We start from the raw sequence: 25,267 nt of genomic DNA, 5'->3' as shown, positions 1-25,267 counted from the left end.
TGCTTCTACCGGGTCACTTTTTGCGGATCTACCCCGAGAAAGGGCATGGAGGTCTTCGCGGTCCCGGGGCTCCCCGAGGTGGGGGCCGGCGACGACGTCGCGACGCTGATCGACGAGCAGGCCGACCTGCGGGACGGAGACGTGGTCTGTGTCGCGAGCACGATCGTCTCGAAAGCGGAGGGACGGGCGTTCGATCTCTCGGCGTTCGAGGCAGGCCACCGCGCCCGGGGGATCGCCCGCCGGCTCGAGGGGATTACCGGCGACCGGAAGGACCCCCGCTTCGCCCAGGCCGTCCTCGAGGAGAGCGAGGAGTTGCTCATGGAAGCGCCGTTCCTGCTGACGGTCACGCAGTTCGGGCATATCACGGTCAACGCGGGGATCGATCGTTCGAACGTTCCCGGCGCGGATCTCCTGTTGTTGCCCGAGGAGCCGGCCGCAAGCGCCAAAGCGATCCGGGAGAGACTGTCAGCCGACGTCGCGGTCGTCGTCACCGACACCTCGGGGCGACCGTTCAGACACGGCCAGCGCGCGGTCGCGCTGGGCTGGGCGGGGATGGCCGCCAACCGCGACTGGCGCGGGGAACGCGATCGGGACGGACGTGAACTCGGCGTCACCGTCCAGTCGGTGGTCGACGAACTCGCCGGGACCGCCAACCTCGTCACCGGCGAGGGCGACGGTGGGACCCCGGTCGCAGTCGTGCGAGACTGGGCGTTCGGCGACCACGACGGCCACGACACCCTCTTTCGGGACGCGGAGACCGACTTCGTTCGACAGGCACTACGCCAGTGGAGCTACTGATGTACGGACTCGAACTCACACCGGAACACCCAGTCGCAACGCTTTCTGACTTCGCAGCGGCGGCCGAATCGGTCGGCTTCGACGCCGCCTTCGTCAGCCACCACTACAACAACCGCGATCAGTTCATGGCGCTGACCGACATCGCCCGCGAGACCGACGACCTGCTGATCGGCCCGGGCATCGCCAACCCCTACGAGACCCACCCCGTGACACTCGCGTCACGGATGGCCACCCTCGAGGAACTCTCGGACGGTCGTGGCCTGTTCGGGATCGGACCCGGCGACAAGTCCACGCTGGCGAATCTCGGCTACGAGCAGGACGGCGCGCTCCGGCGGACCCTGGAGACGTTCAAGGTCGCACAAAAACTGTGGGCCGGCGAACGGATCGATCACGACGGGACCTTCCAGGCCGAGGACGCCGCGCTCAACTACGAGGTCGGCTCGATCCCAGTATACGTCGGCGCACAGGGCCCGCACATGACCCGAATGGCCGCGAAACACGCCGACGGCGTGCTGTTCAACGGCTCACATCCGCGGGATTACGAGTGGGCGGCCAAACAGGTCGCCCAGGGGCTGGACGACCGGCCCGACCACCGCGGGGAATTTGACTTCGGTGCCTACGCCTCGGTGTCGATCGCCGAAGACGAGGCGGCCGCCCGGGAGGCCGCCCGCCCGCCGGTCGCGTTCATCGCCGGCAGTGCCGCGCCGCCGCTGCTGGATCGCCACGACCTCGACCGCGAGCGCGCCGAGGAGATCAGCGCGGCCATCTCGAGAGGCGACTTCGAGGACGCCTTCGCGGCGGTCTCGCCGGCGATGCTGGAGGCGTTCTGTATCGCTGGAACGCCCGAGACAGTCGCCGATCGAATAGCGGGCGTCCTCGAACACGCCGACAGTTTCGTCGCCGGATCCCCGCTCGGCCCGGATATCGGGACGGCTATCGAGCTCCTGGGGGATGTGATCGACCGGATCGACCAGGCCTGAGCAGGTCCACGACCGCACCCAGGGTGAGCACGCCCAGTACGCCGACCGCGCCGAGCACGAATAGCCCGCCGAATACCACGAGCACGCCGGCGAGTGGATCCCGGGTCGCGACGTCGAGGAACTCCGGGCCGATCGCCTGCACGCTTTCGAGCAGTTCCGAGAGGAACGCCTCCAGGGATACCATACCTGCCCTTCTCGGGGCTGATACTTGTGTGTTCGTCCCGCGGACTTTTCTCGCTGGCACCCCGGACTAGTGACCATGGACCGTGACGCCACACTCGAAGACTTCCTCGATCCGGGCGACGGCGGATCGTCGGACGCGGTGACGGGCGGGTCTACAGACGAGAAGCAGGACGACGACGCGCCCGATACCGAAGCGAGAGGCGACGACGCGCCCGATACCGAGGTGCGAGACGACGACGCACCCGGTACCGCGTCCTCGACGATGCACTACCGGCCAAGTGGTGGCGCCTGTGCGATCTGTGGGACAGTCGTCGAGCGTCGGTGGCGCGACGACGACGGGCTGGTCTGTCGCGACTGCAAGGCCTGGTAGTCCGGACGACCGTTCTTTCCCCATATTTGATATTAAGAAGCGTTAACATCACCTCGGCCGCTAGGCGCGGTAACGACTGTGAGGGCCATTCGTGACGGTCAGTAGCGCGCGCGGCGGTGACTCGTCTGCATCCGTGGCCCGTCCGGGGCCTGCCCGGTCACACACGTGAGGACAGACAATGACGGATTCCAGGACACACGCGCCGGAGGCGGCTCCCGACGTCGAGACCGCCGCCGCGACCGTCCGGCAGGTCATCGACAACGTCGAACAGGTCATCGTCGGCCACCACGACGAGATCGAACACGTGCTCGTGGCGATGCTCGCCGGCGGACACGTACTACTGGAGGACGTGCCCGGCGTCGGCAAGACGATGCTCGCGCGGGCCGTCGCTACGTCCGTCGACGGCTCGTTCAACCGCGTACAGTTCACCCCGGATCTGCTGCCCGCGGACGTGACCGGCGCCGACGTGTACAACCAGGGGACCGGCGAGTTCGCCTTCCACGAGGGGCCGATCTTCGCGAACGTCGTGCTGGCCGACGAGATCAACCGCGCCCCGCCGAAAACCCAGTCCGCCCTGCTCGAGTCGATGGCGGAACAGCAGGTCAGCACCGACGGGACGACCCACGACGTGCCGACGCCGTTCACCGTGATCGCGACCCAGAACACCGTCGAACAGGACCGTACGTACGATCTCCCGCTGGCCGAACGCGACCGGTTCATGTCGAAGCTCCAGCTGGGCTATCCCGACGCGGACGAGGAAGTCGCGATGCTCGACCGGATCGTCGGCCACCACCCCATCGAGGACATTTCGCCGGTCGTGACCCTCGAAGAGTTCAGGTCGGCACGCGACGTGGCCGCGTCGATCACGGTCGAGCGCCCGATCCAGGAGTACGTCACCGATCTGGCCACGTACACCCGCGAACACGCACAACTCGGGGCGAGCCCGCGGGCCTCGCTGTCGCTCCTGCGGGCCGCACAGGCGCGGGCGCTGCGGTCCGGTCGCGGATACGTCACGCCCGACGACGTGCAGGCGGAGATCGGGGTCGTCTGGCCACACCGCATCCGGTCCGAGCAGCCGCCGGACGAACTCGTCAGTCGCGCGGTCGATTCCGTCCCGGTCGTCTGAGTCACGCCCGAACACAGCACTACCGGAACCCATGAGACCGACACGACGCGGCCTCGCCGTGCTCGCACTCGCCGCCGCAGCGATCGCCCTGGGCCAGCTGTTCGGTGCCCGAAGTCTCGACGCCGTCGCCGTCCCCGCGATCGTCGTCCTCACGGCGGGCCTCGTCCAGGTCGCGCTCGCGACGGATCCGGCAGTGACGCGCCGCCCGCTCTCGCCCGGATTCGCCGGAGAAACCCGGACGGTGACAGTCGAGGTCGACGGCGGGCACGGTGTCGTTGCGCTCTCGGATGCCGTACCGGACGGGGTGGTCGCTTCGGGCTCGACGGCAACTGTCACGCCGCCAGCGACGGTGACGTACGACATCCGGAGCGACCACCGCGGTGCGTTCGTCCTCGGTCCGACGACGGTCGGGGTGCGTGACGTGTTCGGACTGTTCGAACGCACCGCCGTCGCCGGGGACGAGCACACGTACCTCGCCTACCCGCCCGTCCACGAGATCAACGCCACCGGGCCACTCGACGCGTGGCTCGGACGGCAAGGCGGGACGGATCGACAGACGGTCACGGAGCTCAGAGAGTACGTCCCCGGCGATCCGCCGACGGACATCCACTGGCGCGCGAGCGCCAGGCACCCGGATTCGCTGTTAGTGGCTGACTACGGCGAGAGCGCGGACGACGGGGGCGTGACCGTCGTAGCCGGTGCCGATCCGGGTGCAGTCGACGAGATGGCCGCCGCGACCGCGAGCATCGCCGTTGCGCTCGACTCGGCGAATGTCGCCCTCGCGGTGGTCACGCCCGACGGCACGGCACGCGAGCGGGACGCGATCCTGTCGCTGCTCGCTCGGACGGGGCCGGGCCGCCCGGACGCCGACGCCGACATCCGTATCGACGCCACACAGTCCGACACAGTAGTCGTGACCGCGGACGGCCGCGAGACCACGTTCGATACCCTGCGAACTCCTGTCGACGATGCCGGTGGCGGGGACTCCGATACCCGCCCGCTGGCTGGGGAACCGACAACGCACGCCGAGCGCGAGGGCCACGCGGAGGTGACCCGGTCGTGAGCGATTCACTGCCCGGAGACCGGCCAGTTCGCGGTGATTCGCGCGAAGACAGCACCGCATCTACCGGCCGGCCAGCGATCGAGACGGTCGTGCCCGGTCGTCCCTCGCCGATTCGGATCGCGACGCTGCTTGCCGCCGGGCTCGTGGTCGTCTCGACGCTGACGATCGTGTATCGCGTCATGGACGTCGTCGGCGATCCGACGAACGTCCTCGTAGTGTCCGGTGTCGCCGTCGGTCTGGCGACTGCCGGGGCACGGCTGTTCGATGCCCGCCAGGCGGCGATCGTCGCTGGCGCGGGGCTGGCTATCGGCCTCACGTGGTATCTCGTCGAGTTACCGACCGAACAGGCCGTCGCGTTCGTGGCCCACGCCGAGTACATCCTGGCGTTGCTGTCGGGCCGGTCCGTGCTGGTGATCGTCGACATCGAGCGCTGGATGCTCGCCGTCGTCCCCGCGCCGGTCTTTCTGACGTGGTTTCTGACGCTCCGGCGCCGATACCTGGCGGCGGCCGCCGTCGGGGGATCCGTCATCGGGTTCTTCGTGCTGACCGGTGACGCGGCGCTGCCCGTCGCGACGGTCGGAAGCGTCGGCGTGCTCGCCCTGTCGAGTCTGGGGACGCTCGAACGGGCCGGCGGGACGCTCGCGGACGCCGAAATCACGACTGTCGTCCTCGCAGTCGCCGTCGTCGCGTCGCTGACGCTCTCGGTCGTCCCGCAGGGCACGGCGAAGACCTACTCACCGGGACAGGGATTCGAGGGGAGAGTCGGAGTCACGGACGGGACGCTCGAAGCGGATCTGCTCGCGACGGACGGCAACATGCAGATCAGCGGCGACGTGGAACTGTCGGGCAGGGCGCGCTGGACCGTCGAGAGCGACCGGGAGCGCTACTGGCGTGTCGGCGCGTACGACCTCTACACCGGCGACGGCTGGTCCAGACAGTCGGCCTCGACGGAGGTGCCGACCAACCGGGCCGTCGCCACGGAAACCGTCAGACAGCGGTTTACCGCCGAATCACGCATCGCGACGGCTCCGGCCGCGTGGCGTCCCACCGAAGTCGCCGGCGTCGAGATCCGCGAGACGGCCTTCGGCGGGTTCGCCCCGTCGGAGCCGCTGGAACCCGGCCAGTCGTACGTCGTCGAGAGCCGGGTTGTCGATCCCTCGGCCCGCCGGCTACAGCAGGCTGGGGACGAGTATCCGGCTGCAGTCGCCTCGCGGTTCCTGCAGTTGCCCGCGAGTACACCCGACCGGGTCGAGCAGACGGCAGCAGAAGTGACGGCCGGCATCGAGAACCCCTACAACGCGACGGTCAGGGTCAAGCAGTGGCTGGAGAACGCCAAAGGCTACTCGCTGTCGGTCGACCGACCCACGGGACCGGTCGCCGACGCGTTCCTCTTCGAGATGACCGACGGCTACTGTACGTATTTCGCGACGACGATGGCCGTCATGTTGCGCACGCAGGGGATCCCGGCTCGGCTGGCCGTCGGGTACACGCCCGGCGAACGGATCGGCGAAAACACCTGGCGCGTTCGCGGATACGACTCCCATGCGTGGGTCGAAGTGTACTTCCCGGACGTCGGCTGGGTCCAGTTCGATCCGACGCCGGCCCAGCCACGCGAACGGGCCGCGCGCGAGCGTCTCGCCGGATCCGGCGGTGAGGATACTGACCGAGACGGGACAGCGGGTGCCGACACGGAGACGTCCACAGGCACGAGCGGCGCGCCCGCCTGGCTGCCGGATCCCGACCAATCGGAAACGGGTGAGCGAGCGAGTGTCACCGAGACACCGACCCCGACGCCGGGCGACGATTCCGGCCCGACGTTCGGGGATACCGGCCCCGTCATCGAGGAAGGGGCGTTCGACGGCGCTGACGGGCCAGGCTGGGAACGCCCGCTGTTGGGTTCGGTTATCGGTATCGGGATGATTGCAGGAGCGCGCCGATCCGGCCTGTCCGGACGCCTGTATCGGGCGATCTGGCTCCGCTGGCAGCCGAGGTCGGATCCCGTTACCGATGTCGAACGCGCGTACGATCGGGTGGAAACGCTGTACAAACAGGTTCACCGTCCCCGTCGCACCGGCGAGACGCCGCGACAGTACTTCGAAGCCGTTGGCGCCGGCGACCGCGCGATGGCGCTCTGTGACCGATACGAACAGGCGCGGTATGCGGGTGATATCGACCGGGAAGCGGCCGATCAATCCGTCACGCTCGCGGACGCGATCGTCGCCGAGCACCGCGGGCTGACTGTGACAAGTCCCGATAGTGTTTAATAGGTTGATTTCGTATCCGGATGTGTAATGTCGGAAGTCTGCTCGACGTGCGGGTTGCCTGAGGAGCTCTGCGTCTGTGAGGACGTCGCCAAAGAGTCCCAGGAAATCAACATCCGCATCGACGAGCGCCGTTACGGTAAAGAGGTAACGATCATCGAGGGATTCGATCCGAACGACGTCGACATGGACAGTCTGTCCTCGGATCTCAAATCAAAGTTCGCCTGCGGGGGAACTGTCGAAGACGACATGATCGAGCTCCAGGGCAACCACACCGGTCGCGTCGAGGACTTCTTGCGCGACAAAGGCTTCAACGTCGCCTGACAGCATCGGTTCCGGGTCGATCGCACGAGTGCGGTCTTCCCGGTCTGGTACCGTTCTCAACCATAGAATCTTGTTTCCGGAGCGCGTAGAGTTGCGGATGAGCGAACGACGTTCGACTCGACGGCGGTTCGTCGCGGGTGCGACGGCAGCGACGGCGATTGCACTGGCCGGCTGTGCGGGCGGGGACGACGACGGTGGCGTACCCGAGGAGTACCGGACAGCGACGAGCATGGGCGGCGACGAGCGCGACCCGGACGGCCTCTCCAGCAAGGACGCCGCAGCGTATCAAGAGTCACCGAGCGGTGACCGTCAGTGCTCGAACTGCCGGTACTTCATCGAAGACAAGAACGGCGACGGTGCCGGAGCGTGTGTGGTCGTCGCCGGTGAGATCCAGCCCGACGCCTACTGCGCGAGATACGTTCGCCACGAGGACTGATGGCCAGGTAGTGCCCTGTCAGCAACCCACGGCTGAAGCGGTGGGCTTGCCGGTGGACTCCCGAGTTTCGCGCTCCACAGTGGAAAGCCACCACGCCCCTCGCTTTCTAACGAGGGGCTTTCTCAGGTGGCTTTCACACGGGGAGTAAGAGGGACCCGTTCAGCGTCCCCGGCTTCGAGGGCAGGCTGACAGACTGCCCGTCTCACCGACCGCTTCTGGGCCTGTGAGACGTACCTAAATATTACAACTGAATCGACATAAGCCTATCACTTTCCCCCCACGGCTAAAGCCGTGGGCTTCCGCTAGCTACCTGTGACTGCCACTGGTGGCGATACCATTTCGAAATGATCCGGCACGCCGTCGTGCCGGATATCTGTCCGAACGTATAGCCACCAGTATGACGGGTCGGGCTTCGGGGGGAACGGCTCTGTTTCCCCCTCGTACCAATCGCACAGCATAGACCGACTATCCGCCTGCCTGCGATCGACTTGACCCCAAAAATCGCACGATGGCAGCATGTTAACCGATCGTACCAAACCCCCTATTAGTGGGTCTCCCGTACTGGGATGTATGAGCGCGACAGCGCGACAGCACGGGAGCGGGACTACCCAGACGACGCTGACCGACAAGCAGCGAGCGATTCTGGAGTATCTCAGAGAACACGCCGATTCCCAGACCTATTTTAAGTCACGACTCATCGGCGAGGAACTGGATATGTCGGCCAAGGAAGTCGGGACGAACATGAAGCCGCTCCAGGAGGGGGAATTCGACATCGACGTCGAAAAGTGGGGCTACTCCTCGTCGACGACCTGGATGGTCACGGCTTAAGCGATCGGTTCGGAGGCGTCCATGGGCGTCACCGAGTAATCGACGGTCGTCGTACCCTGTGTCGCGCGGATCTTGCCGACGAACGTCGAGATGTCATCGAGGCCACCTTCGAGAATGAACAGCTCCATACACTGGTGGTCGCCAACGTGGCTATGGAAGTTCGAGACCACCAGCATGTCGTACTCGTGACGGAGTTGCATCATCCGCTCTTCGGCGTTCGAGGTCTCGTAATCGAACAGCACCGTCACGATCCCCAGTAGATCCCGGTCTTCGAGTTGCTTGTCCTCGAATTCGCCCATGAGGTTCCGGGCAGCCTCTCGGAGCACCTCACTACGACCGGTGTAGCCGTGTTCGTCCGCGAACTCGTCGATCCGATCGAGCAACTCCTCCGGCATCGAAACGCTTGCGACGGTCATGTGCTAGACGAAGCAATCTGAGTTAATAAACTTCAGTATTACGCGTTCGAAGAAATGTACGGCGGCCGCCCGAGCAGGCAGTTCCGTGGCTCGCGCGGTATAGACCGATCTACTTGCCCCAGAACGGGTCACGTTCGCGATGGGTATCGAGGTACTGCTTGAGAACCTCGCGTTCGCCGCCGGTGATCTCCTCGCGGAGCTCCTGTTCGAGGATCTTGGCGTGCTTCTCGGGGATCTCGACCCACAGCTGCTCGCCTTCCTCGATCTGGCGGCCGACCGTCGGCCCGTCGATCGAAACGGCGACGCGATCGCCGCGGGTGGCCTCGTCGACGTCCTCGCCCTCGTCCTGGATGGTCTTCAGGTGGCCGACGCGTTCGAACTCGCCGTCCGAAAAGCGGCCGACGGCGACGTTCCGGCGCAATTTCCCGCCGAGCACCTCGACGCCGACGACGGCCGGATCGGACTGACGGAACGTGTGATCGGGCAGGATCTCGAAGCGTGCAGGACGGGTGATGTTGTCGAGAATCTGGTCCTGCTGGGCCTCCTCGATGGCCGTGACGTGTTCGTCGTAGTCCTCGACGAGCTGGTAGATGACGTCGTCCTCGAAGATGTCGACGTCTTCCTGTTCGGCGAGTCGGCGCGCGTCATCGAGCACGTCCACGCCGAACGCGAGGATCGCCTGGTGTGTCGAGTCGTCCGCGGTCGCGGCCATCCGGACGTCCCGGGGTGCGACGTCGCCGACCTCCGCGTGCATGATCGGGATCTCCTCGTCTTCGAGCGTGCCGGAGATCGCTTCAAGCGACCCCAGCGTGTCGGCCTTGACGGTGACGCCCTCCTCGTCGGTCCCGACCTCGATCTCGGCGAGTTCCGCCTGCACCTCCTCGATTACGTCCTCGACGTCCCGATCGCGGACGACCCGGATCGGCGCGCCGGCCATCGCGTCGTCCAGGTCGGGCGCGGCGATCTTGACCCCGTCGGCGGCCGCGACCGTCTCAACGGTGTCGAACTCCTTCTCAGTGCGGATCTCCGAGAGCGGTTTGGGCTTGAGCAGCGCCCGGACTTCGGTGACGATCGGTTCGTTCACCCCGCCGACGACGATCCGGTCGTCCTCGCGAACGGTCCCGTCGTAGACGATCGCGTCCAGCGTCGTCCCGAACCCGCGCTCCTCGGTGACTTCGAGGACGGTCCCGGCGCCCGGACCGCCGACGTCGATGGACATCTCCGCTTTGAGAAAGCGCTGGGATAGGCCCATCAGCACGGTCAGGAGGTCCGGAACGCCCTCGCCGGTCATCGCCGAGAGCGGGACGACACCGATGTTGTTCTGGAAGTTCTGGACGCGCCAGTACATGTCCGCGGAGAAGCCCTCGTCGCTGAGTTCGCCGATGATCTCGTAGAGCCGTTCGTTGAGGTCCGATTCGACGCGATCGGACTGGCGGTCGATCGCCGTCTGGATCGGTTCGGTCCCGTCGGGGTTCCAGCCCGGGAGCGTGTCCACCTTGTTCGCGGCGACGACGAACGGCGTCTGGGTGCGCCTGAGGATGTCCAGCGCCTCGATGGTCTGGGGCTGGAAGCCGTCGGTGACGTCGACGACGACGATGGCGATGTCGGCCAGCGCGCCGCCCCGGGAGCGCAGCGTCGAGAAGGAGTGATGGCCGGGCGTGTCGATAAAGAGCAGGCCCGGCAGGTCGAAGTCGTCGGGATCGACGAGTTTCCCCGCGATGTCGGAGATGACATCGAGCGGCACGGCCGTCGAGCCGATGTGCTGTGTGATCGCACCGGCCTCGCCCTCGGTGACGGCCGACCCGCGGATCGTATCGAGCAGGGTCGTCTTGCCGTGGTCAACGTGTCCCAGTACGGCGACGATCGGTGTGCGTAGCTGTCCCGCGGTCGGTTCGGCGCTGGCGTCAGAATCAGACATGCATGCCACCCTCGAGCAACTGATATCGAAACCCAGTCGAGCGGCAAATTTAAGTTCATCGTCTGAGAGACGCGCCAGCAGGCGGGGTGGCAGCAAGAGACACGGCCGTCCGACAGCGACGACCGTCCAACGGGATCTCACGGTGACGACCACGGGTGCGTTTTTGTGTGCCCCGGCCGACTACACGGGCATGGACACCGACGGATTGGATCCACAGGCGGCAAGCGCCGCCGAGCGCCAGCGGCGGGCCCAGCAGCTCGTCCCGTTTCGAAGCGCTCGCCTGCTACGCGTGCTCTCACGCCTGGGGGCGCGGGGACGCGACCAGCCGCCGGTCGCGGAGGTCACCGACCGAACGATTCCCGGCCCGGGCGGCGAACTGCCGATCCGGGTCTACCGCCCCGAGGGGGAGACGCCGTTCCCGACGGTCGTGTTCTTCCACGGCGGCGGGTTCATCACCGGCGATCTCGACACGCACGACGCGCTCTGTCGCTATCTCACCCGCGAGAGTGGAGCCGTCGTCGTGTCGGTCGACTACCGGCTCGCGCCGGAACATCCCTTCCCCGCGGCTGCCGAGGACGCCATCGCGGCGACCGAGTGGGCCGCCGAACACACTCGGGCCCTGGGCGGGACCGGCGCGCTCGCGGTCGTGGGGGACAGCGCCGGCGGGAACCTGGCCGCGGTTGCCGCGCTCGCGGCCCGTGGTCGCGGCGGGCCCGACATCGACTATCAGGCGCTGATCTATCCAGGTGTGGGGGTCGATCGCGATCAGGAGTCGGTTCGCGAATACAGCGGGCTTGTCCTTTCGGAGGACGACCTGGAGTGGTTCAACGAGTGTTACTACGGGAGCGAACTGCACCGACACAACCCCTACGCCGACCCGATCGCCGCGTGTGATCTCTCCGGCGTCGCGCCGGCCACAGTCCTTACCGCGGGCTTCGATCCGCTCCGGGACGGCGGTCGCGCCTACGCCGAACGCCTCCGGAGCGACGGTATCGAGGTCCGCCACGTCGAATACGAGGACATGATCCACGGGTTCGTCTCGATGACCGACGCGATCGACCGCGCGACCGAAGCGATCGCCGACGTGGCCGGTGACCTGCGAGACGCGCTCAAAGAGTAGGACGGAACAGAGGGGCGGGCACCCGGCAAAATCAGTCCGGTTCCCAGGCGTCGTACCGGTCGTGATCGAGATCGAACCGTTCGAGGATCTTCCCGACGACGTGATCGACGAAGTCTCCCGGATCCTCGGGATCAAAGTAAAACCCCAGCACCGGCGGGACGACCTCGACGTCCATCCGGGCGAGCTTCAGCAGGTTTTCCAGATGCAACTCGCTGAGCGGCGTCTCCCGCGGGACGACCACGAGTTTCCGGCGTTCCTTGAGCGTCACGTCCGCGGCCCGCGAGACTAAGGTGTCCGAGCGGCCGGTCGCGACCGCGGCAACGGTGTTCATCGACGCGGGGACGATCACCATCCCGTCGGTCTCGACCGACCCCGAGGCGATCGGCGCGTGGACGGCGTCCTCGCCGTAGACAGCCGCCGATAACTCCTCAAGGTGTTTCATCGTCGCCTCGCGATCACCGCGTTCGTGGGCCATCACCGACCTGGCCGCGTCAGTCACGACCGTGATGACCTCGCAGTGCTCGGCGAGCGCCTCGACGGTCGCCACCGCGATGGGGATCCCCGACGCGCCGGTAATCCCGACGACGACGCGATCGACGGTCACCGTCTCACCACGCCCGCGTCGGCGTCGACCGTCACGACCTCGCCGTTCGCCAGCGTGTCGAGCGGTGCCGCAAGCGAATCCACGCTGGGAATCTCCCCGAGGATCGCGCCCGTCGCGACGATGGTTTCGGTCTCCTCGTTGACGATCGCCGCGGGTGCGACGCCGTTCTGGGCCAGCCCGTAGAGGACGTACGATCCGACAGTCGAGCCCTTCCCGCGCGGGAAAACTAGCACTTTGCCGGCGACGTTCTCGCCTTCGAGCTGGTGGCCCTCCTCGATGAACTTGCCAGTGTCTGGCTCGACCGCACCGTAGAAGCTGATCGGCTCGTCCGATCGCAGCACCTCGCCCTCGCCGACGCCGTCGGTGATGGATTCGGCGTCGATAACGTCAGCCGTCTCTTCCGATTCACTCATCACTCCATCACCTCCTCCAGGAGGGCGAGTTTGTCGTCGAAGACTACCTGCTGGTCGCCGAATCCGGGCAGGTAGTTGGCAGCCTTCGCCGAGTCAGTCGCGCTGGTCTCATAGCCCATCTCCTCGATCGGGGAGACGACGTTGCAGGTGTCGGCCAGTACTTGCCCGCCCGCCGCCTCGATGGTCTCGGTGTGGCCGTTGCGGTCGGCCCAGGTTTTGACCGCGCCGCTGGTACAGACCCACAGGTCGCTTTCGAGGGTCTCGCCCTCAACGGTCGCCGCGACGTCCTCGATCTCCTCGGGCGAGCAGTGGGGACAGCCGATGACGACCAACTCGGGGTCCTCGCCGTCGTTCAACTCGGCGTACTCCTCATCGCGCTCGCCCGTGCCAAAGGTGGCACTCTCGACGGCTTCGGGCGGTTCCCTGTCTGTCGTGACCCCCTCGACGAAGTGTAGCGCGACGGCTCCCGAGGCGGCCATCGCCGCGCCGAGCGCCTTCAGTTCGTCGGTGGTCGCCGCGTCGATCCCGGTGAAATAGGGCTTGCCGTCCTCGACGATCCGGCCGGTCCACGAGCCGAGCGCCGCGAAGTCCGACTGCGTCTCCAGGTCGACATCCACGTCGATACGGTGGGTCGGCCGGCGGTTCTCGTCCAGATGCAGGCCGTGTTTGGGTGTCCGGCCAGTGATCGCCGCTGACAGCGCTGAGGGGCCGCCCTCGCGGTTGGTCTTCGCGCCGATGACGCTGTTGGCAAACGAGACGGCCGACGATTCCGCCCACGCGATGTGCTGGCCGCGGCGTGGCAGATTCCCCGCCAGATAAGGCGTACAGGTGAAAGAGAGGGTGATTCCCATTTCCTGGAGAGCGTCTCTGATCCGGCGTTGCTGTTCGGCGAACTCTTCGCTGACACCCATCTCCTCGTAGGTCGCGAAGTCCATCCCGGCGGGGTTCGCGAAGGTCGTCACCGACACTTCCGCGCCCTCCTCGGCGAACCCTTCCAGAAACTCCACGCCGGGGTCGCCGATCGACTTGTAGGAGATGCCCGAGGCCTGGGCGGATTCGATCTCGACCATCTCCTCGGCCCCGTAGATGTCGCCGAGTTCGACCAGCAGTTCCATCGCCTTGCGCACGGCCGGGCTGTCCGATTCGAGCAGTCGTTCCTCTTCTTTTGTCAGGTGCATAGGTGGTAGTGGCTGTGGTGGCTCACTGATACTCCGAAAGGTCGAGTTCGTCCGCGCCGGGGACAGTCACTTCGGCGAACTCCGAGCGTTCGCGATCGCCGGGGACCGTCGCGTCGACGATCCACTTCGTCAGCGTCCCCGTCTCGTAATCCTGCGAGGGGTCCAGCGACGACCCCTTGGCGTTCTCGATGGTCTCGACGTCGCGATCGGGCTGCATCCGCGTTGCGGTCGCCCACTCGACGGCGTCGGGGTCGGCGGGATCGATATCCCTATCGACGACAGTGACTTTCTTCATCGAGGGGTGGGCCGCCAGCGCGGCCATCCCGGCGTTCTTGGGATCGCCCTCGGTCCGCTTGTCGATCTGGACGACGCCGTGCAGCCACGAACAGCCGCCCGGCGTCAACACGACGTTTTCGACGGTGGGGACGGTGTTCTCGACGATCCGGTAGATCCGCGGTTCCTGGGGAATACCCATGAGGTGGGCGTGTTCCTTCCGGCCGGGAACGATCATTCGCGCCAGGGGATCGGGTCGGGCGTGGAGTTCGTTCACTTCGACGACGGGCTGTTGTCGGGTCCGGTCCCAGGTCCGGGAGAGGTCGACGAAGGGACCTTCCTCCGCGCGCTCGTCGGTGATCGTCGCCTGCATGACGAGTTCGGCCTCGCTGGGGACGGTCAGCCCGTGGAACTCCGTGGTCGCCAACTCTCCGCCGAGCAGGCGGTTGGCGAGCTCGAGTTCGCTCATATCCGGCGAGAACGAGGTCGCGGCGGCGATCTCGACCGCGGGGTGAACGCCCATCACGATCGCGACATCGAGCCCGCCGTCGGTGCGCGTGTATATGTCGTGGAGGTGGCGTTCGACCAGCCGCATCACCAGCCGGTTGCCCGAATCGTACATCATCCGGTGAAAGGAGAGGTTGTGCACGCCCGTCTCGGGATCTTTCGTGACGACGATCGTCGAGGCGAAGTACTGTCGCTCGTGTTCGTCGTAGTAGATCGGGATCGGGACGTGCTCGGCGACGTCGGGGTCGTCCGCGACGTGCTCGAAGGCCGCGGGTTCAGTCCGCTCCAGGGACAGCGGATCGTCCATCGCGGTACTGACGGCGTCGATGATCTCGGCGGGTTTGACGCCGAGCGCCTCGCCGATCAACGCCCGCGAGGAGATCAGATTCGATACCGCGCGCACGTCGGGATAGTCCGCGACCGATTCGAAGACGATCGGCCGGCGCTCGTCCTGGACGGCCAGCGCCGGGAGTTCGAACCGCGTCTCGGCCGGTTCCGTGAGGGTGACCCGGTCGCCGACATCGTCGAGAAAGCGTCTGAGGCCCATACACCGGATTCGGCAAATATCTCCTTAAACGTTCGTGACTCGCACGGGCGCTCGCTCGCAACCCTTTTAACCGTGACTTGCTACAGACTCACATACCAATGGACGCCGGGAAAGCCGCACGACTGGAACGAATCGGAACAGGGGGGCGCCACCTCATCGTCCCCATGGATCACGGCATCACGATGGGGCCAGTCAAAGGCCTCAAGGACATCGAATCGACGATTGACGGGATCACCGCCGGCGGCGCGGACGCGGTGCTCACCCAGAAGGGGATCGCCTCGCGGGTCCACCCCCACAAGAACGGCGCGGGCTACATCGTCCACCTCAACGGTTCGACGACGATCGGCCCCGACGAGGAGGACAAGCGACTCACTGGAACAGTCGAAGATGCCATCCGCGCGGGGGCTGACGCCGTCTCCTTTCACATCAACGTCGGCTCCGAGCACGAACCCGACCAGCTCTCCCAGTTGGGCGAACTGACGGCCGAAGCCGACCGCTACGGGATGCCGGTGCTGGCGATGGCCTACGCCCGCGGTCCCGGGATCGACGAGTCCGACTCCGAGGCCCTGGGCCACGCCGTCCGGCTCGCCGAGGAACTGGGCGCGGACGTGATCAAAACCGGATACAGCGGCGACGCCGAGAGCTTCCAGCACGTCGTCGAGGCGACCGCCAAGCCGGTCGTCATCGCCGGCGGATCGAAGGGGACCGACGAGGAGACCCTGGAGATGGTTCGCGGCGCGATGGACGGCGGTGCAGCAGGCGTCTCGATGGGGCGGTCGATCTTCCAGCACGACGAGCCCGAGGCGATCACGAGCGCCGTCGCCGCCGTCATCCACGACGACGCTGATGCCGGAGAAGCATTGAAAACGGCCGGGCTAGCTGTCGAAGCCTAGAATACGGTTGCGAGAAACTACCTGTCGACAACAAAACCGGCCATCCGGGTCGCCGCTCGCGCGGTGATGGATTCGGCGACACGGGCAACTGCGCGTTCGATGTTTTCGTCGCGCAGGGACACGACTGCCCACGGGGCGACAACCGACTCTCGGTCAAGTCTGCCCTCGACATACGTGCCTGCGAGTGGGATCGACGGGTCGTACGTTTTCGTCGAAATCCCGAGCGCGATATACTGCTCGCCGGCGAACGGATGGGACTCATCACTGACAACCAGGTACGGTCTGCGGGGCGTGTTGCCGAACGGATCCGATGCGATGACGACGGTCCCGCGGCGATACATCAGTGTCCGCTCCCCGACCCATCGTCAATATCCGGCAGATCGTCGTCCCAGTCGGGATTTCGGTCGTAGTAATCCCCTTCGAACTGGTCGGCAACGGCCTGAAGCCCGATTTCGCTGGCGGTCTGTGCATCATACGCCTCGGCATTGATAGCCCAGTATTCGCCCTTGTGACGGACGAGTCCGCGTTCCTCGAGTCGGCGAAGCGTCGTCCCGACACTCCCGCGTGGGATGTCGAGTTCCGCAGCGAGTTCGGTCGGTCGGAATCCCAGCGTCGAATTGCTAGCGAGGAATTCCAGTATCTGACGCCCGTTGGTATCTTCATCGGGCAAATCTGTCGGGTGGTAGCTCTCGAAATCGACGGGCATTGTAACTGTGTGTAATCCTACGTCAGAGACGATAATAATCCTGGGGGTCCGCTGAGAGAGTGCTTGCGGGCAGACGAGCGCGCCGACCGGACCTCAGAGAACAGTCGTCAGTTCGTCTGGCGAGTCGAACCGATAGTCGGGCATGTGATCTGGGTCCGCTGGCGCGTCGAGATCACGCTCGCTCGGGATCCAGCAGGCGGTCAGCCCGGCGCGTTTCGCGCCGATCACGTCCGCCCGGTAGTCGTTGCCCACGTACAGCGCGCTGTCGGCCGACGCGCCGATCTCGGCAAGCGCCGTCTCGAAGGGCGCGGGACTGGGCTTGGGTTCGGTGCGGTCGGCCGCATACACGATCGTCTCGAATGCGTCGGCGATCCCGAGCGTGTCGAGTTTCGCCCGCTGGGTCGTCCGCGTCCCGTTCGTGACGAGGCCGACATTTGCGTGTTTGCGGGCACGATCCAGCGCGGCTTGTGCCCCCGGCCGCCACTCGACAGCTGTGGGATCGCGCAACGCGATAGTCGCCCGCGCGAGCGCCTCGGCGTCGATCGAGCCAGCGCCGGCGCGCGCTGCGGCCCGTTCGAACACCTGTCGGAAAAACTCGTGGTCGGTGTCGGCGTCGGTGATCGTCGAAGCGACCGTCCGGACATCCTCGGGCGTGCAGAACGGCTCGACCCCGGCACGGGCGAAGGCCTGGGCGTGAATCCGCTGGTCGTCCTGTGTCGAGCGACAGAGCGTGCTGTCGAGATCGAACAGGACGGTATCGGGGGCCATCGCCCCATCGTAGGTGAGCCACGGTACAAGTACGTCGGGGTCGAGACGACCGACCGTGGGCACGATGCACGCGCGAAAGCAACCGCCAGTATCAAGCGCCCCGACCGCGAGCGTTGGGATATGACACGGACCGTCTGGCTCAAGGCCGACAGCGAGGTCGGCGACTGGGAGGCGCGCAAGCGACGGATCACTGCCGGTCTCGAAGCCGGCGTCGACTGGGTACTGGTGGACAGCCACGACGTCGACCGCGTCCGCGAACTCGGCGCGGTCAACGTCGCCGCCTTCGCCAACGGCGACGTCCACGTGATGGAAGCCGAAGACGACGAGCCCGACCCCGACGCGACGATCGTCGGCAGGGACGGCGAGGGCGACGGCACGGTCGATCTGCCCTCGGACCTCTCCGGATCGGCGGATCTCTCGGCACTCCGAGCGGAGGGCGGTGCGGACGGCGGATACGTGCGCATCTTCGACGAGAGCTACGAAACCTTCGCCGAAGCGGTCGCCACGGAAGCCGATTACACCATCGTCGTCAGCGAGGACTGGCAGATCATCCCGCTAGAGAACCTCATCGCTCGCGTCGGCGAGGAGACCCAGCTCATCGCGGGCGTCCAGACCGCAGAGGACGCCCGTACCGCCTACGAGACACTCGAACTCGGCGCGGACGGCGTCCTGCTGGATACCGACGACCCAGACGAGATCCGCAGGACAGTCGAGGTCCGCGACGAGGCCGGCCGCGAGACCCTGGAGTTGCAGTACGCCGAAGTGACGGCGGTCGAACAGACCGGCTCCGCCGACCGGGTCTGTATCGACACCGCGAACCTGATGGACCACGACGAAGGGATGCTCGTCGGCTCGATGGCCCGCGGCCTGTTCTTCGTCCACGCCGAGACCGCCGAGTCCCCCTACGTCGCCTCGCGTCCGTTCCGGGTCAACGCCGGCGCAGTCCACGCCTACGTCCGGACGCCGGACGGCGGTACGAAGTACCTCTCGGAGCTGCAGAGCGGCGACGAGGTCCAGGTCGTCGACAGCGAGGGCCGCACTCGCGAGGCCATCGTCGGCCGCGCCAAGATCGAGAAACGCCCGATGTTCCGGATCCAGGCCGAGCTAAGCCGGGACGGCGAGACCGACCGGATCGAGACGCTATTGCAGAACGCTGAGACGATCAAGGTGCGTACCCGCGAAGGACGGAAAGCCGTCACCGACCTGGAGGCCGGCGACGAGATCGCGCTCTACTACGAGGACACGGCCAGACACTTTGGCGAGGCCGTCGAGGAGTCGATCATCGAGAAGTGAGCCCGGTCCGGCGGTGAACCGACGGGTCATTTTATATCGGATCGCCCACACTTCTAGTTATGACCGTCGAAGAGAGCGACCTCCCCGGCGTGGGCAAGAAGCACGTCGTCGAACTCGACGGGGACCAGCTCGTCATCGTCACGCACAACACCGGCAAGCGTGAGGTCTTCAAGCGGCCGGATTCGGACACCGACTCGGAGAAGCTGTTCGAGTTATCCGACGACCTCGCGCGGACGGTCGGGACGATCCTCGAAGGGGCGTACTTCCAGCCCGTCGAGGCCGAGAAGCGACAGACGACCCTGCCCGGCGGCATTCTGCTGGAGTGGTACGAGGTCCAGCCCGGCTCGCCGCTTGCGGGCGAGACGATCGCGGGAGCGCACATCGGCCGCAGGACAGGCGTGAACGTCGTCGCGATCGAGCGTAGCGGGCAGACGGTCGACAGCCCCGGTCCGGACACCGAACTCCGGGAGGGCGACACGCTCGTCGTCACGGGGACGAACGAGGAGTGTGACGCCTTCGAACGACTGCTGGCCGGTGAAGAATGAGCGCGATCGGAATTGCGTCAGACGCAATCACCTGGTCGCCGCCCCGCCGGAGGTGAACACAAATGGCCAACCTGCTGGAGGTCGGCGTGATGTTCGCCTCGATTGCGGCCGTCGGCTGGGTAGCCAACCGGCTCGGCCAGTCGGTCATCCCGTTCTACATCGTGATCGGGATGGTCGCCAGCGAGTTCGTCGTCGGGCGGCTCGACCTACCGAACGAGATCGGCGGGCTCGAAATACAGTTCGAAAGCCTCTATATCGCCGAATCTGAGTTCGTCGAACTCGGTGCGGAGCTGGGAATCGTGTTCCTGTTGTTCTTCCTCGGACTGGAGTTCAATCTCGACCGATTGCTGGCCCGCCGCAAACAGATCGGCTCCGCCGGGACGATCGACTTCCTGATCAACTTCCCCGCCGGGTTCGCGGTGGGCTGGCTCTTTTTCGGGTCGGCTCTGCCGGCGTTTCTCGTCGCCGGGATCGTCTACATCTCCTCGTCGGCGATCATCACGAAGTCGCTGATCGATCTCGGCTGGATCGCCAACGACGAGGCCGAACCGATCCTCGGGACGCTCGTCTACGAGGACCTGCTGATTGCCGTCTATCTGGCCGTCGCCGCCGCGCTCGTACTTGGCGGCGGCGACCCGACTCGGGCCGCACAGTCGATCGGAATCGCGCTCGCGTTTCTTTTCGTGCTAGTGGTCGCCGTCCAGTTCGGGACGCCGGCGTTCGAACGGCTGTTCGCGACCGGCACCCACGAGTTCGTCGTATTGCGGGCCGTCGGGCTGGTCGTTCTGGTCGCGGGAGCGGCGCTTGCGCTGGGCGTCAGCGAGGCGGTCGCGGCGTTTTTCGTCGGGATGGGCGTCTCCGCGACCGGCCACGTCCAGCAGGTTGAGAACCTGCTCGAACCGCTCCGGGACGTCTTCGCCGCGGTGTTTTTCTTCTGGATCGGGCTGGTGACCGATCCGATGGCCGTCGCCGGCGCCACGGGTCTGATCGCGGTCGCCGTCCTCGCGACGACGCCGACGAAGGCACTCAGCGGCTATCTGGGCGGGCGCGCGTTCGATCTCGGCCCGCGTCGCTCCGCGCGGACCGCGCTCGCGATGACCACGCGCGGGGAGTTCTCGCTCATCATCGCCACGCTCGCAGTGTCCGGCGGCGTCGCCGGGACGATCCCGCAGTCGGTCGCCGACCAGATCAGTGCCTTCGCCGTGGGCTACGTGCTGGTCATGGCCGTCGTCGGGACGACGCTCATGCAGTACTCCGCGCCCTTCGAAACGGTGGTCGAAAGGCGACTCGACGGCACTGCCGGAGAGGAGTAGTCACTCGGAATCGAACGGTTCGGCACACCACGGACAGAAGTCCAGTTCGGGGTCCTCGATCTCGCGCCCACAGGACGGACAGCGCTGGGGAGCGGCTACGTCGCCCTGCGTAGGATCAGCGCCGTCTCCCGCCGACTGCAGGCCTTCGATCGACGAGAGAGGATCGCTATCGGAGTCGGAGCCGACCAGGCGAGTCGCCGCTTGCTGGCGGCGCGACTGACTCGCGTTCAGTCGTCGTGCCAGTACGTATGCATCGCCCATGCTGAGCAGCCGCAGCAGCAGGATCGCTATCGTCGCGGTGAGCGGGACCGATTGACTGGCTTCCAGGATCGCGGAGGCGCTCGTCGCCTCCGGGATGATGTCTGCCGGAATGAGCACGAGCGACGCGCCGAAGACGAGTGCGAGCCACAGCAGGGCCCGAAACCACTGCCGGAGATACAGGTGTCCGACGCCCGGGTACAGCAGCGAGAGGACAGCCGCGAGCCACGGTCGCTTTCGTGTTCGTCCCACGAGTACGCTATACCTCAGGGACCAGCGGTGTTAATACTGTCTCATCGACCGGCGAGGGCCTCGACTAGCTCCCGAAGCGTCGCCAGATCGTACTGCCCCGGCGCGGTCGCCGCCTCGGGATCGACCGGCGCGTACCCGATCCGCGAGCCGTACAGCGGCGCGACCGCCCGGGAGTGACGGCCCGGTTCACCCATCGCCATTGTCGCGACGCGGTCGCCCTCGGCAGTGGCGGCCCGCGTGGCGACCAGCAGATCCAGCACGTCAGCGCGGGCCTGTGCAGTCACGGCGAGCTTGCCCACGTCACCGTACGCACAGGCCTCCCGAAGCGTCTCCTGGATATCGTGCATCCCGGGCGTCGCCTCGAAGTCGTGGCTCGATACCACCACATCCGCGCCGTGCTCGCGGGCGTGCTCGGCCACGCGCTCGCCATCGCCCGATCGCATCGTCTCCAGTTCGATGTCGACCGCCTCGACGGCGTCGTGTTCGGCCGCCTCGACGACCGCGTCGAGTCGACGCCGGTCGTCGGTCGCCTCGCCACCCCCCCAGTCGGCCCGGTTGGTCGCCAGGATCGGCAGGTCGCCGTCGTAGTTCCTGAGCGCGTCGAGGGGCGACTCGGCCAGGTCCATGCGGAACTCGATGCAGTCGGCATGCTCGCGTGCGTCCGGCTCGTCGGCGAGATCCGCCGTCGAGGCCGCCAGCACGAACGAATCGAAGTCCATAGAGCCGATTGGAGAACGACTGGCAAAAGTCCCGCGCCCTGGATGCCCCAGGCGGGAGAACTATGCCGACGGCCGACGAATCGGCGTCAGTCGATGACCGACCGCTGGCTGTATCCGTGGGGGTTCGGATCCGTCGCCTTCGGGGGCGCATCGCTTCTGGTACCGCTGTACGCCGTCCAGCTCGGAGCGTCAGCGTTTCAGCTCGGGCTGCTCGCGTCGGCCGCCGCGGTCGCGGGCGCGCCGGGTGCCATCGCTTTCGGCAGACTCGCCGATCGCGTTCCGTCCCGCCGACCGCTCGTGATCGGGACGCTGGCGACTGTGGGGGCGTGTCTCGCCGTGATCCCGTTCGTCTCGGACATCACGGCCGTCATCGTCGCAAACGCCGTCCTGTGGCTGGTCATCGCGGCGGTCGCACCCGTCGTGACGATGGTCGTCGTCGACGCCACGCCGGAATCCGACTGGGCCGAGCGCATCGGGCGACTCAACAAGTTCCAGGGATACGGATGGGCTGGCGGATTGCTAGTGGGCACCGTCTGGCCACTGGTCGTCGGTCAGTTCGTCGGCGCCGGAACGGCGACTCGGGCGCTGTTCTGGGCGTTCGCGGCCTGTGCCGCACTCAGTGCCGCGGGGACCGCGTGGACGCTTCCAAGCCCGGACGGCCACGTCACGAGCCCGCGCCGGGTCCGGCGGATCGGTCGCATACTCACCACGTCCCCCCGTAGCATTCGGAGTGCGACCGTCGTCTTCTCGCCGAACCGCATCTACTGGTCGACGCGTGCGCTCCGCCCGGGGCGACTCCGCAAGCGATTCAGTCCCGCACTGGCGACCTATCTCGTGGCCGTCTGTCTCTTCCTGTCCGGTTCGGCGGCCTTCTGGGCCCCGCTACCGCTCGTGCTCACGGACGCCGAGTTCGGATCAGGCATCGTCTTCGCGCTATACCTGCTCGCGAGCCTCGGTTCGGCGGTGGTATACGAGCCCGCCGGTCGGCTCGCATCGCGGTACGACCTTCGTCGACTCCAGGCCGGTTCACTCGTCGTCCGGGGGATCTCGCTGCCGATCGTTGCCCTGGCGGCCGGGATCGGGGCCGTCTCACTCCGGCTCGGACTCGTCGGCTTCGGGCTGGCTGTCGTCGGGGCCACCTGGGGCGTCATGGCCGTCGTCGGGACGGCGATCGTGACGCGGCTCGCATCGCCGGAGATTCGAGGCGAAATACTCGGTATCCACGCCGCCCTCGGCGCGGTTGCGGGCGGCGTCGGCGGCATCCTCGGCGGCTGGGCCGCGACGATCGGCTACCTCGCCGCCTTCGCGATCGCCGGCGCGCTCGTACTGCTCGGTGCGTCGCTCGTGCTCACGCTCCGGGTAGGTGAGTTACTCACGCAAAATACACCAGCCGCAGCCGAATGAGGGGAAGGCCGGCACCGGGGAAGCATCCAGAGGGTGCTCACGAGCGTGTGAGGCGGTCGGTCAGTGCCGGCACGACCTCGAAGAGGTCGTCGACGACGCCGTAATCGGCGACCTCGAAGATCGGCGCGTTCGGGTCGTCGTTGATCGCGACGAACGTCTCCGCGCGGACACCAGAGACGTGCTGGACGGTCCCGGAGATGCCGACCGCGACGTACAGTTCCGGAGAGACAGTCTTGCCGCTCTGGCCGACCTGCCGGTCCGCGGGCAGCCACCCGTTGTCGATGACAGGCCGGGAGGCCGCGATGGTCGCGTCCAAGGCGTCAGCGAGATCGCGAATGATATCCAGGTTGTCCTCGGATTCGATGCCGCGGCCGACGGCGACCAGCACGTCGGCCGCGGCGACGTCGACCTCGCCGCCGATCTCCTGGTATCCCGTGACATCCGATCGAACGAGCGATTCGTCGATCACGGCGTCGAAGGCCGTGATCTCGGCGTCGCCGGTCCCGTCGGCGCGCGGCCACGCCCCGGGGCGGAGCGTCACGACCGCCTGCGGTGCGTCGATGTCGAGCGTCGTCTCGACTTTTCCCTCGTACCGTTCGCGGGTGACCGTCAGGCGTTCGTCGTAGGAGAGATCGAGCGCGTCAGTCAACAGCGGCGCGCCGAGTCGCTCGGCGACAGCAGGCGCGTAGTCGAGGCCGTTGGCCGTATCCGGGGCGAGCAGGACGGTCGGCTCGACAGTCTCGGCGAGCTGTGTGACCGCCTGGGTGTAAACGTCGTGGTTGAACTCCTCACCGTCGGCGACCGCGTGTATCGTGTCGACGCCCTCGCGGTTCAGCCGGTCGGCGTGGCTCTCGACGTCGCCGCTGACGACAGCGGCGTGCAGGTCCCCGTCGGTGGCGTCGGCGAGTTCGCGGCCCGCCGAAAGCAGTTCCAGGCTGACCGGGCGCAACTCGCCGCGTCGGTGCTCGGCGACAGCCAGTACCGTCATCGCGTCACCCCCGTCTCTTCGACGACGGCTGCGAGTTCGGCGGCCGTCTCGTCGGGACTCCCCTCGAAGATCGTCGCCTCGCCGTCGGTGTCCGGCTCGTAGAGATCGGTCCGTTCGATCGACGAGACGAGTGCGTCCGCATCGAAGCGTAGATCGGCGAACGACTCGACGGCGATATCCGCCTGCTGGGCCCGCGTGATGTCCCGCAGGCTGGCGAACCGCGGCTCGTTGATCCCGGTCTGGATGGTCAACACTGCCGGTCGCTGGATGTCGGTCAACTCCTCGAGGTTCCCTTCGAGCTCGCGGGTGACGTGTGCGACCGTCGAGTCCAGTTGGAGATCGTTGACGATCGTCCCCCAGGCCCAGTCCAGTCGCGACGCGAGCACGACGCCGGTCGCGCCGAAGGAATCGTCGGCGGACTGCACGCCAGTAAAGACGAGATCCGGCTGTTCGTCGGCGACGACCGCCTCAAGTACCGCCGCTTTCGTCAGCGGGTCGAGTACGGAAAGCGCCGCCAGCCGTTCGTCCCAGACACGGATCGCCCGATCCGCGCCTTTCGCCAGCGCCTGTCTGATCGTCTCTTCGACACCGTCGGAGCCGATCGTGACGGTGACTACCTCTCCGCCTTCCGCTTCGGCGAGCTGAACTGCTTCTTCGAGCGCGTAGGCGTCCCACTCGTTGAGGTCCGTCGAGAGGTATCGATCGTCGATATCCAGACCGTCGATTTCGAAGACGGTGTCGACGGTCGCCGCCTCCGTAACCGTAACGAGAATCTTCATCGGG

Annotated in this window: 29 protein-coding genes; 15 read left to right on the top strand and 14 right to left on the bottom strand. The window is 66.5% G+C overall.

Features of this window, described 5'->3' with window-relative positions:
- The first annotated feature begins 45 nt into the window (after nt 1–45).
- Nucleotides 46–798 carry a coenzyme F420-0:L-glutamate ligase gene (locus HSEST_RS02765; protein ID WP_229122046.1) on the top strand — a complete coding sequence of 251 codons (753 nt, stop codon included), beginning with the start codon at nt 46–48 and terminating at the stop codon, nt 796–798.
- Nucleotides 798–1,778, top strand: a complete 981-nt coding sequence (locus tag HSEST_RS02760; RefSeq protein WP_229122045.1) for a 5,10-methylenetetrahydromethanopterin reductase — start codon at nt 798–800, stop codon at nt 1,776–1,778. The genes HSEST_RS02765 and HSEST_RS02760 overlap by 1 nt, the downstream gene beginning before the upstream one ends.
- On the opposite strand, the gene HSEST_RS02755 is transcribed toward HSEST_RS02760, so the two are convergent.
- Complete coding sequence (locus tag HSEST_RS02755) at nt 1,732–1,962, bottom strand: hypothetical protein (protein ID WP_229122044.1); 231 nt, start codon at nt 1,960–1,962, stop codon at nt 1,732–1,734. The two genes, HSEST_RS02760 and HSEST_RS02755, sit on opposite strands and share 47 nt — an antisense overlap.
- Before the next feature lie 75 nt (nt 1,963–2,037).
- On the opposite strand from HSEST_RS02755, the gene HSEST_RS02750 reads away from it, so the two are divergent.
- The 7 genes from HSEST_RS02750 to HSEST_RS02720 all read left to right on the top strand — a co-directional run bounded on the left by HSEST_RS02750 (nt 2,038) and on the right by HSEST_RS02720 (nt 8,369).
- Nucleotides 2,038–2,331 (top strand): DUF7573 domain-containing protein, encoded by a 294-nt coding sequence (locus HSEST_RS02750; RefSeq protein ID WP_229122043.1) that lies wholly within the window; start codon nt 2,038–2,040, stop codon nt 2,329–2,331.
- A gap of 178 nt (nt 2,332–2,509) precedes the next feature.
- Entirely contained in the window at nt 2,510–3,457 is a 948-nt protein-coding gene (locus tag HSEST_RS02745) for an AAA family ATPase (protein WP_229122042.1), read from the top strand.
- A gap of 31 nt (nt 3,458–3,488) precedes the next feature.
- The gene (locus HSEST_RS02740) at nt 3,489–4,520 is read left to right on the top strand and encodes a DUF58 domain-containing protein (RefSeq protein ID WP_229122041.1); all 1,032 of its coding nucleotides are present in this window, start codon (nt 3,489–3,491) and stop codon (nt 4,518–4,520) included.
- Nucleotides 4,517–6,784 carry a transglutaminase TgpA family protein gene (locus HSEST_RS02735; protein WP_229122040.1) on the top strand — a complete coding sequence of 756 codons (2,268 nt, stop codon included), beginning with the start codon at nt 4,517–4,519 and terminating at the stop codon, nt 6,782–6,784. The genes HSEST_RS02740 and HSEST_RS02735 overlap by 4 nt, the downstream gene beginning before the upstream one ends.
- Before the next feature lie 27 nt (nt 6,785–6,811).
- Nucleotides 6,812–7,105, top strand: a complete 294-nt coding sequence (gene yciH / locus HSEST_RS02730) for a stress response translation initiation inhibitor YciH (protein ID WP_229122039.1) — start codon at nt 6,812–6,814, stop codon at nt 7,103–7,105.
- 97 nt (nt 7,106–7,202) lie between these two features.
- Nucleotides 7,203–7,541, top strand: coding sequence for a hypothetical protein (locus HSEST_RS02725; protein ID WP_229122038.1), 339 nt, complete (start codon nt 7,203–7,205; stop codon nt 7,539–7,541).
- Nucleotides 7,542–8,111: 570 nt separating this feature from the next.
- Nucleotides 8,112–8,369, top strand: a complete 258-nt coding sequence (locus tag HSEST_RS02720; RefSeq protein ID WP_229122037.1) for a DUF7123 family protein — start codon at nt 8,112–8,114, stop codon at nt 8,367–8,369.
- Here the strand turns inward: HSEST_RS02720 and HSEST_RS02715 are convergent.
- Both HSEST_RS02715 and infB read right to left on the bottom strand, forming a co-directional pair.
- Entirely contained in the window at nt 8,366–8,785 is a 420-nt protein-coding gene (locus HSEST_RS02715; protein WP_229122036.1) for a CopG family ribbon-helix-helix protein, read from the bottom strand. The genes HSEST_RS02720 and HSEST_RS02715 overlap by 4 nt on opposite strands.
- Nucleotides 8,786–8,894: 109 nt before the next feature.
- Nucleotides 8,895–10,703 carry a translation initiation factor IF-2 gene (gene infB, locus HSEST_RS02710; protein WP_229122035.1) on the bottom strand — a complete coding sequence of 603 codons (1,809 nt, stop codon included), beginning with the start codon at nt 10,701–10,703 and terminating at the stop codon, nt 8,895–8,897.
- Between the two features lie 190 nt (nt 10,704–10,893).
- On the opposite strand from infB, the gene HSEST_RS02705 reads away from it, so the two are divergent.
- Nucleotides 10,894–11,823 carry an alpha/beta hydrolase gene (locus HSEST_RS02705; protein WP_229122034.1) on the top strand — a complete coding sequence of 310 codons (930 nt, stop codon included), beginning with the start codon at nt 10,894–10,896 and terminating at the stop codon, nt 11,821–11,823.
- A gap of 31 nt (nt 11,824–11,854) precedes the next feature.
- Here the strand turns inward: HSEST_RS02705 and HSEST_RS02700 are convergent, their stop codons facing one another.
- Genes HSEST_RS02700 through HSEST_RS02685 form a run of 4 tightly spaced genes read right to left on the bottom strand, consistent with a single transcriptional unit; the run spans nt 11,855 to nt 15,345 of the window.
- Nucleotides 11,855–12,427, bottom strand: coding sequence for a UbiX family flavin prenyltransferase (locus HSEST_RS02700; protein ID WP_229122033.1), 573 nt, complete (start codon nt 12,425–12,427; stop codon nt 11,855–11,857).
- Nucleotides 12,424–12,840, bottom strand: a complete 417-nt coding sequence (locus HSEST_RS02695; RefSeq protein ID WP_229122032.1) for an aconitase X swivel domain-containing protein — start codon at nt 12,838–12,840, stop codon at nt 12,424–12,426. Before HSEST_RS02695 ends, HSEST_RS02700 begins: the two co-directional genes overlap by 4 nt.
- Nucleotides 12,840–14,018: an aconitase X gene (locus HSEST_RS02690; protein ID WP_229122031.1), complete on the bottom strand. Its 1,179-nt coding sequence runs from the start codon at nt 14,016–14,018 to the stop codon at nt 12,840–12,842. The genes HSEST_RS02695 and HSEST_RS02690 overlap by 1 nt, the downstream gene beginning before the upstream one ends.
- Before the next feature lie 22 nt (nt 14,019–14,040).
- Nucleotides 14,041–15,345, bottom strand: a complete 1,305-nt coding sequence (locus tag HSEST_RS02685; RefSeq protein WP_229122030.1) for a UbiD family decarboxylase — start codon at nt 15,343–15,345, stop codon at nt 14,041–14,043.
- 98 nt (nt 15,346–15,443) lie between these two features.
- Between HSEST_RS02685 and HSEST_RS02680 the strand changes: the two genes are divergently transcribed.
- Nucleotides 15,444–16,238, top strand: coding sequence for a 2-amino-3,7-dideoxy-D-threo-hept-6-ulosonate synthase (locus tag HSEST_RS02680; RefSeq protein WP_229122029.1), 795 nt, complete (start codon nt 15,444–15,446; stop codon nt 16,236–16,238).
- 17 nt (nt 16,239–16,255) lie between these two features.
- On the opposite strand, the gene HSEST_RS02675 is transcribed toward HSEST_RS02680, so the two are convergent.
- The 3 genes from HSEST_RS02675 to HSEST_RS02665 all read right to left on the bottom strand — a co-directional run bounded on the left by HSEST_RS02675 (nt 16,256) and on the right by HSEST_RS02665 (nt 17,775).
- A complete protein-coding gene (locus tag HSEST_RS02675) occupies nt 16,256–16,579 on the bottom strand; it encodes a hypothetical protein (RefSeq protein WP_229122028.1) in 324 nt (107 codons plus the stop codon).
- Nucleotides 16,579–16,944 carry a MarR family transcriptional regulator gene (locus HSEST_RS02670; protein ID WP_229122027.1) on the bottom strand — a complete coding sequence of 122 codons (366 nt, stop codon included), beginning with the start codon at nt 16,942–16,944 and terminating at the stop codon, nt 16,579–16,581. The genes HSEST_RS02675 and HSEST_RS02670 overlap by 1 nt, the downstream gene beginning before the upstream one ends.
- A 93-nt stretch (nt 16,945–17,037) precedes the next feature.
- Nucleotides 17,038–17,775, bottom strand: coding sequence for an HAD family hydrolase (locus tag HSEST_RS02665; protein WP_229122026.1), 738 nt, complete (start codon nt 17,773–17,775; stop codon nt 17,038–17,040).
- Nucleotides 17,776–17,832: 57 nt separating this feature from the next.
- On the opposite strand from HSEST_RS02665, the gene HSEST_RS02660 reads away from it, so the two are divergent.
- From HSEST_RS02660 to HSEST_RS02650, 3 genes are all read left to right on the top strand, one after another.
- Entirely contained in the window at nt 17,833–19,005 is a 1,173-nt protein-coding gene (locus HSEST_RS02660; protein ID WP_229122025.1) for a 3-dehydroquinate synthase II, read from the top strand.
- Between the two features lie 59 nt (nt 19,006–19,064).
- Nucleotides 19,065–19,550 carry a cation:proton antiporter regulatory subunit gene (locus HSEST_RS02655; protein ID WP_229122024.1) on the top strand — a complete coding sequence of 162 codons (486 nt, stop codon included), beginning with the start codon at nt 19,065–19,067 and terminating at the stop codon, nt 19,548–19,550.
- Nucleotides 19,551–19,612: 62 nt separating this feature from the next.
- Complete coding sequence (locus HSEST_RS02650; RefSeq protein ID WP_229122023.1) at nt 19,613–20,863, top strand: cation:proton antiporter; 1,251 nt, start codon at nt 19,613–19,615, stop codon at nt 20,861–20,863.
- On the opposite strand, the gene HSEST_RS02645 is transcribed toward HSEST_RS02650, so the two are convergent.
- Nucleotides 20,864–21,373, bottom strand: a complete 510-nt coding sequence (locus HSEST_RS02645; protein WP_229122022.1) for a DUF7575 domain-containing protein — start codon at nt 21,371–21,373, stop codon at nt 20,864–20,866.
- Nucleotides 21,374–21,414: 41 nt separating this feature from the next.
- Nucleotides 21,415–22,092 (bottom strand): type I 3-dehydroquinate dehydratase, encoded by a 678-nt coding sequence (locus tag HSEST_RS02640; protein WP_229122021.1) that lies wholly within the window; start codon nt 22,090–22,092, stop codon nt 21,415–21,417.
- Between the two features lie 93 nt (nt 22,093–22,185).
- On the opposite strand from HSEST_RS02640, the gene HSEST_RS02635 reads away from it, so the two are divergent.
- Nucleotides 22,186–23,496: an MFS transporter gene (locus HSEST_RS02635; protein WP_229122020.1), complete on the top strand. Its 1,311-nt coding sequence runs from the start codon at nt 22,186–22,188 to the stop codon at nt 23,494–23,496.
- Nucleotides 23,497–23,533: 37 nt separating this feature from the next.
- Here HSEST_RS02635 and HSEST_RS02630 read toward each other — a convergent pair whose 3' ends face one another.
- A complete protein-coding gene (locus HSEST_RS02630; protein ID WP_229122019.1) occupies nt 23,534–24,484 on the bottom strand; it encodes an electron transfer flavoprotein subunit alpha/FixB family protein in 951 nt (316 codons plus the stop codon).
- Nucleotides 24,481–25,263 carry an electron transfer flavoprotein subunit beta/FixA family protein gene (locus HSEST_RS02625; RefSeq protein ID WP_229122018.1) on the bottom strand — a complete coding sequence of 261 codons (783 nt, stop codon included), beginning with the start codon at nt 25,261–25,263 and terminating at the stop codon, nt 24,481–24,483. The genes HSEST_RS02630 and HSEST_RS02625 overlap by 4 nt, the downstream gene beginning before the upstream one ends.
- Nucleotides 25,264–25,267: the final 4 nt, after the last annotated feature.

This window comes from Halapricum desulfuricans (assembly GCF_017094465.1).
Taxonomy (GTDB): Archaea; Halobacteriota; Halobacteria; order Halobacteriales; family Haloarculaceae; genus Halapricum.
This window is presented reverse-complemented; position numbering and strand designations above follow the sequence as displayed.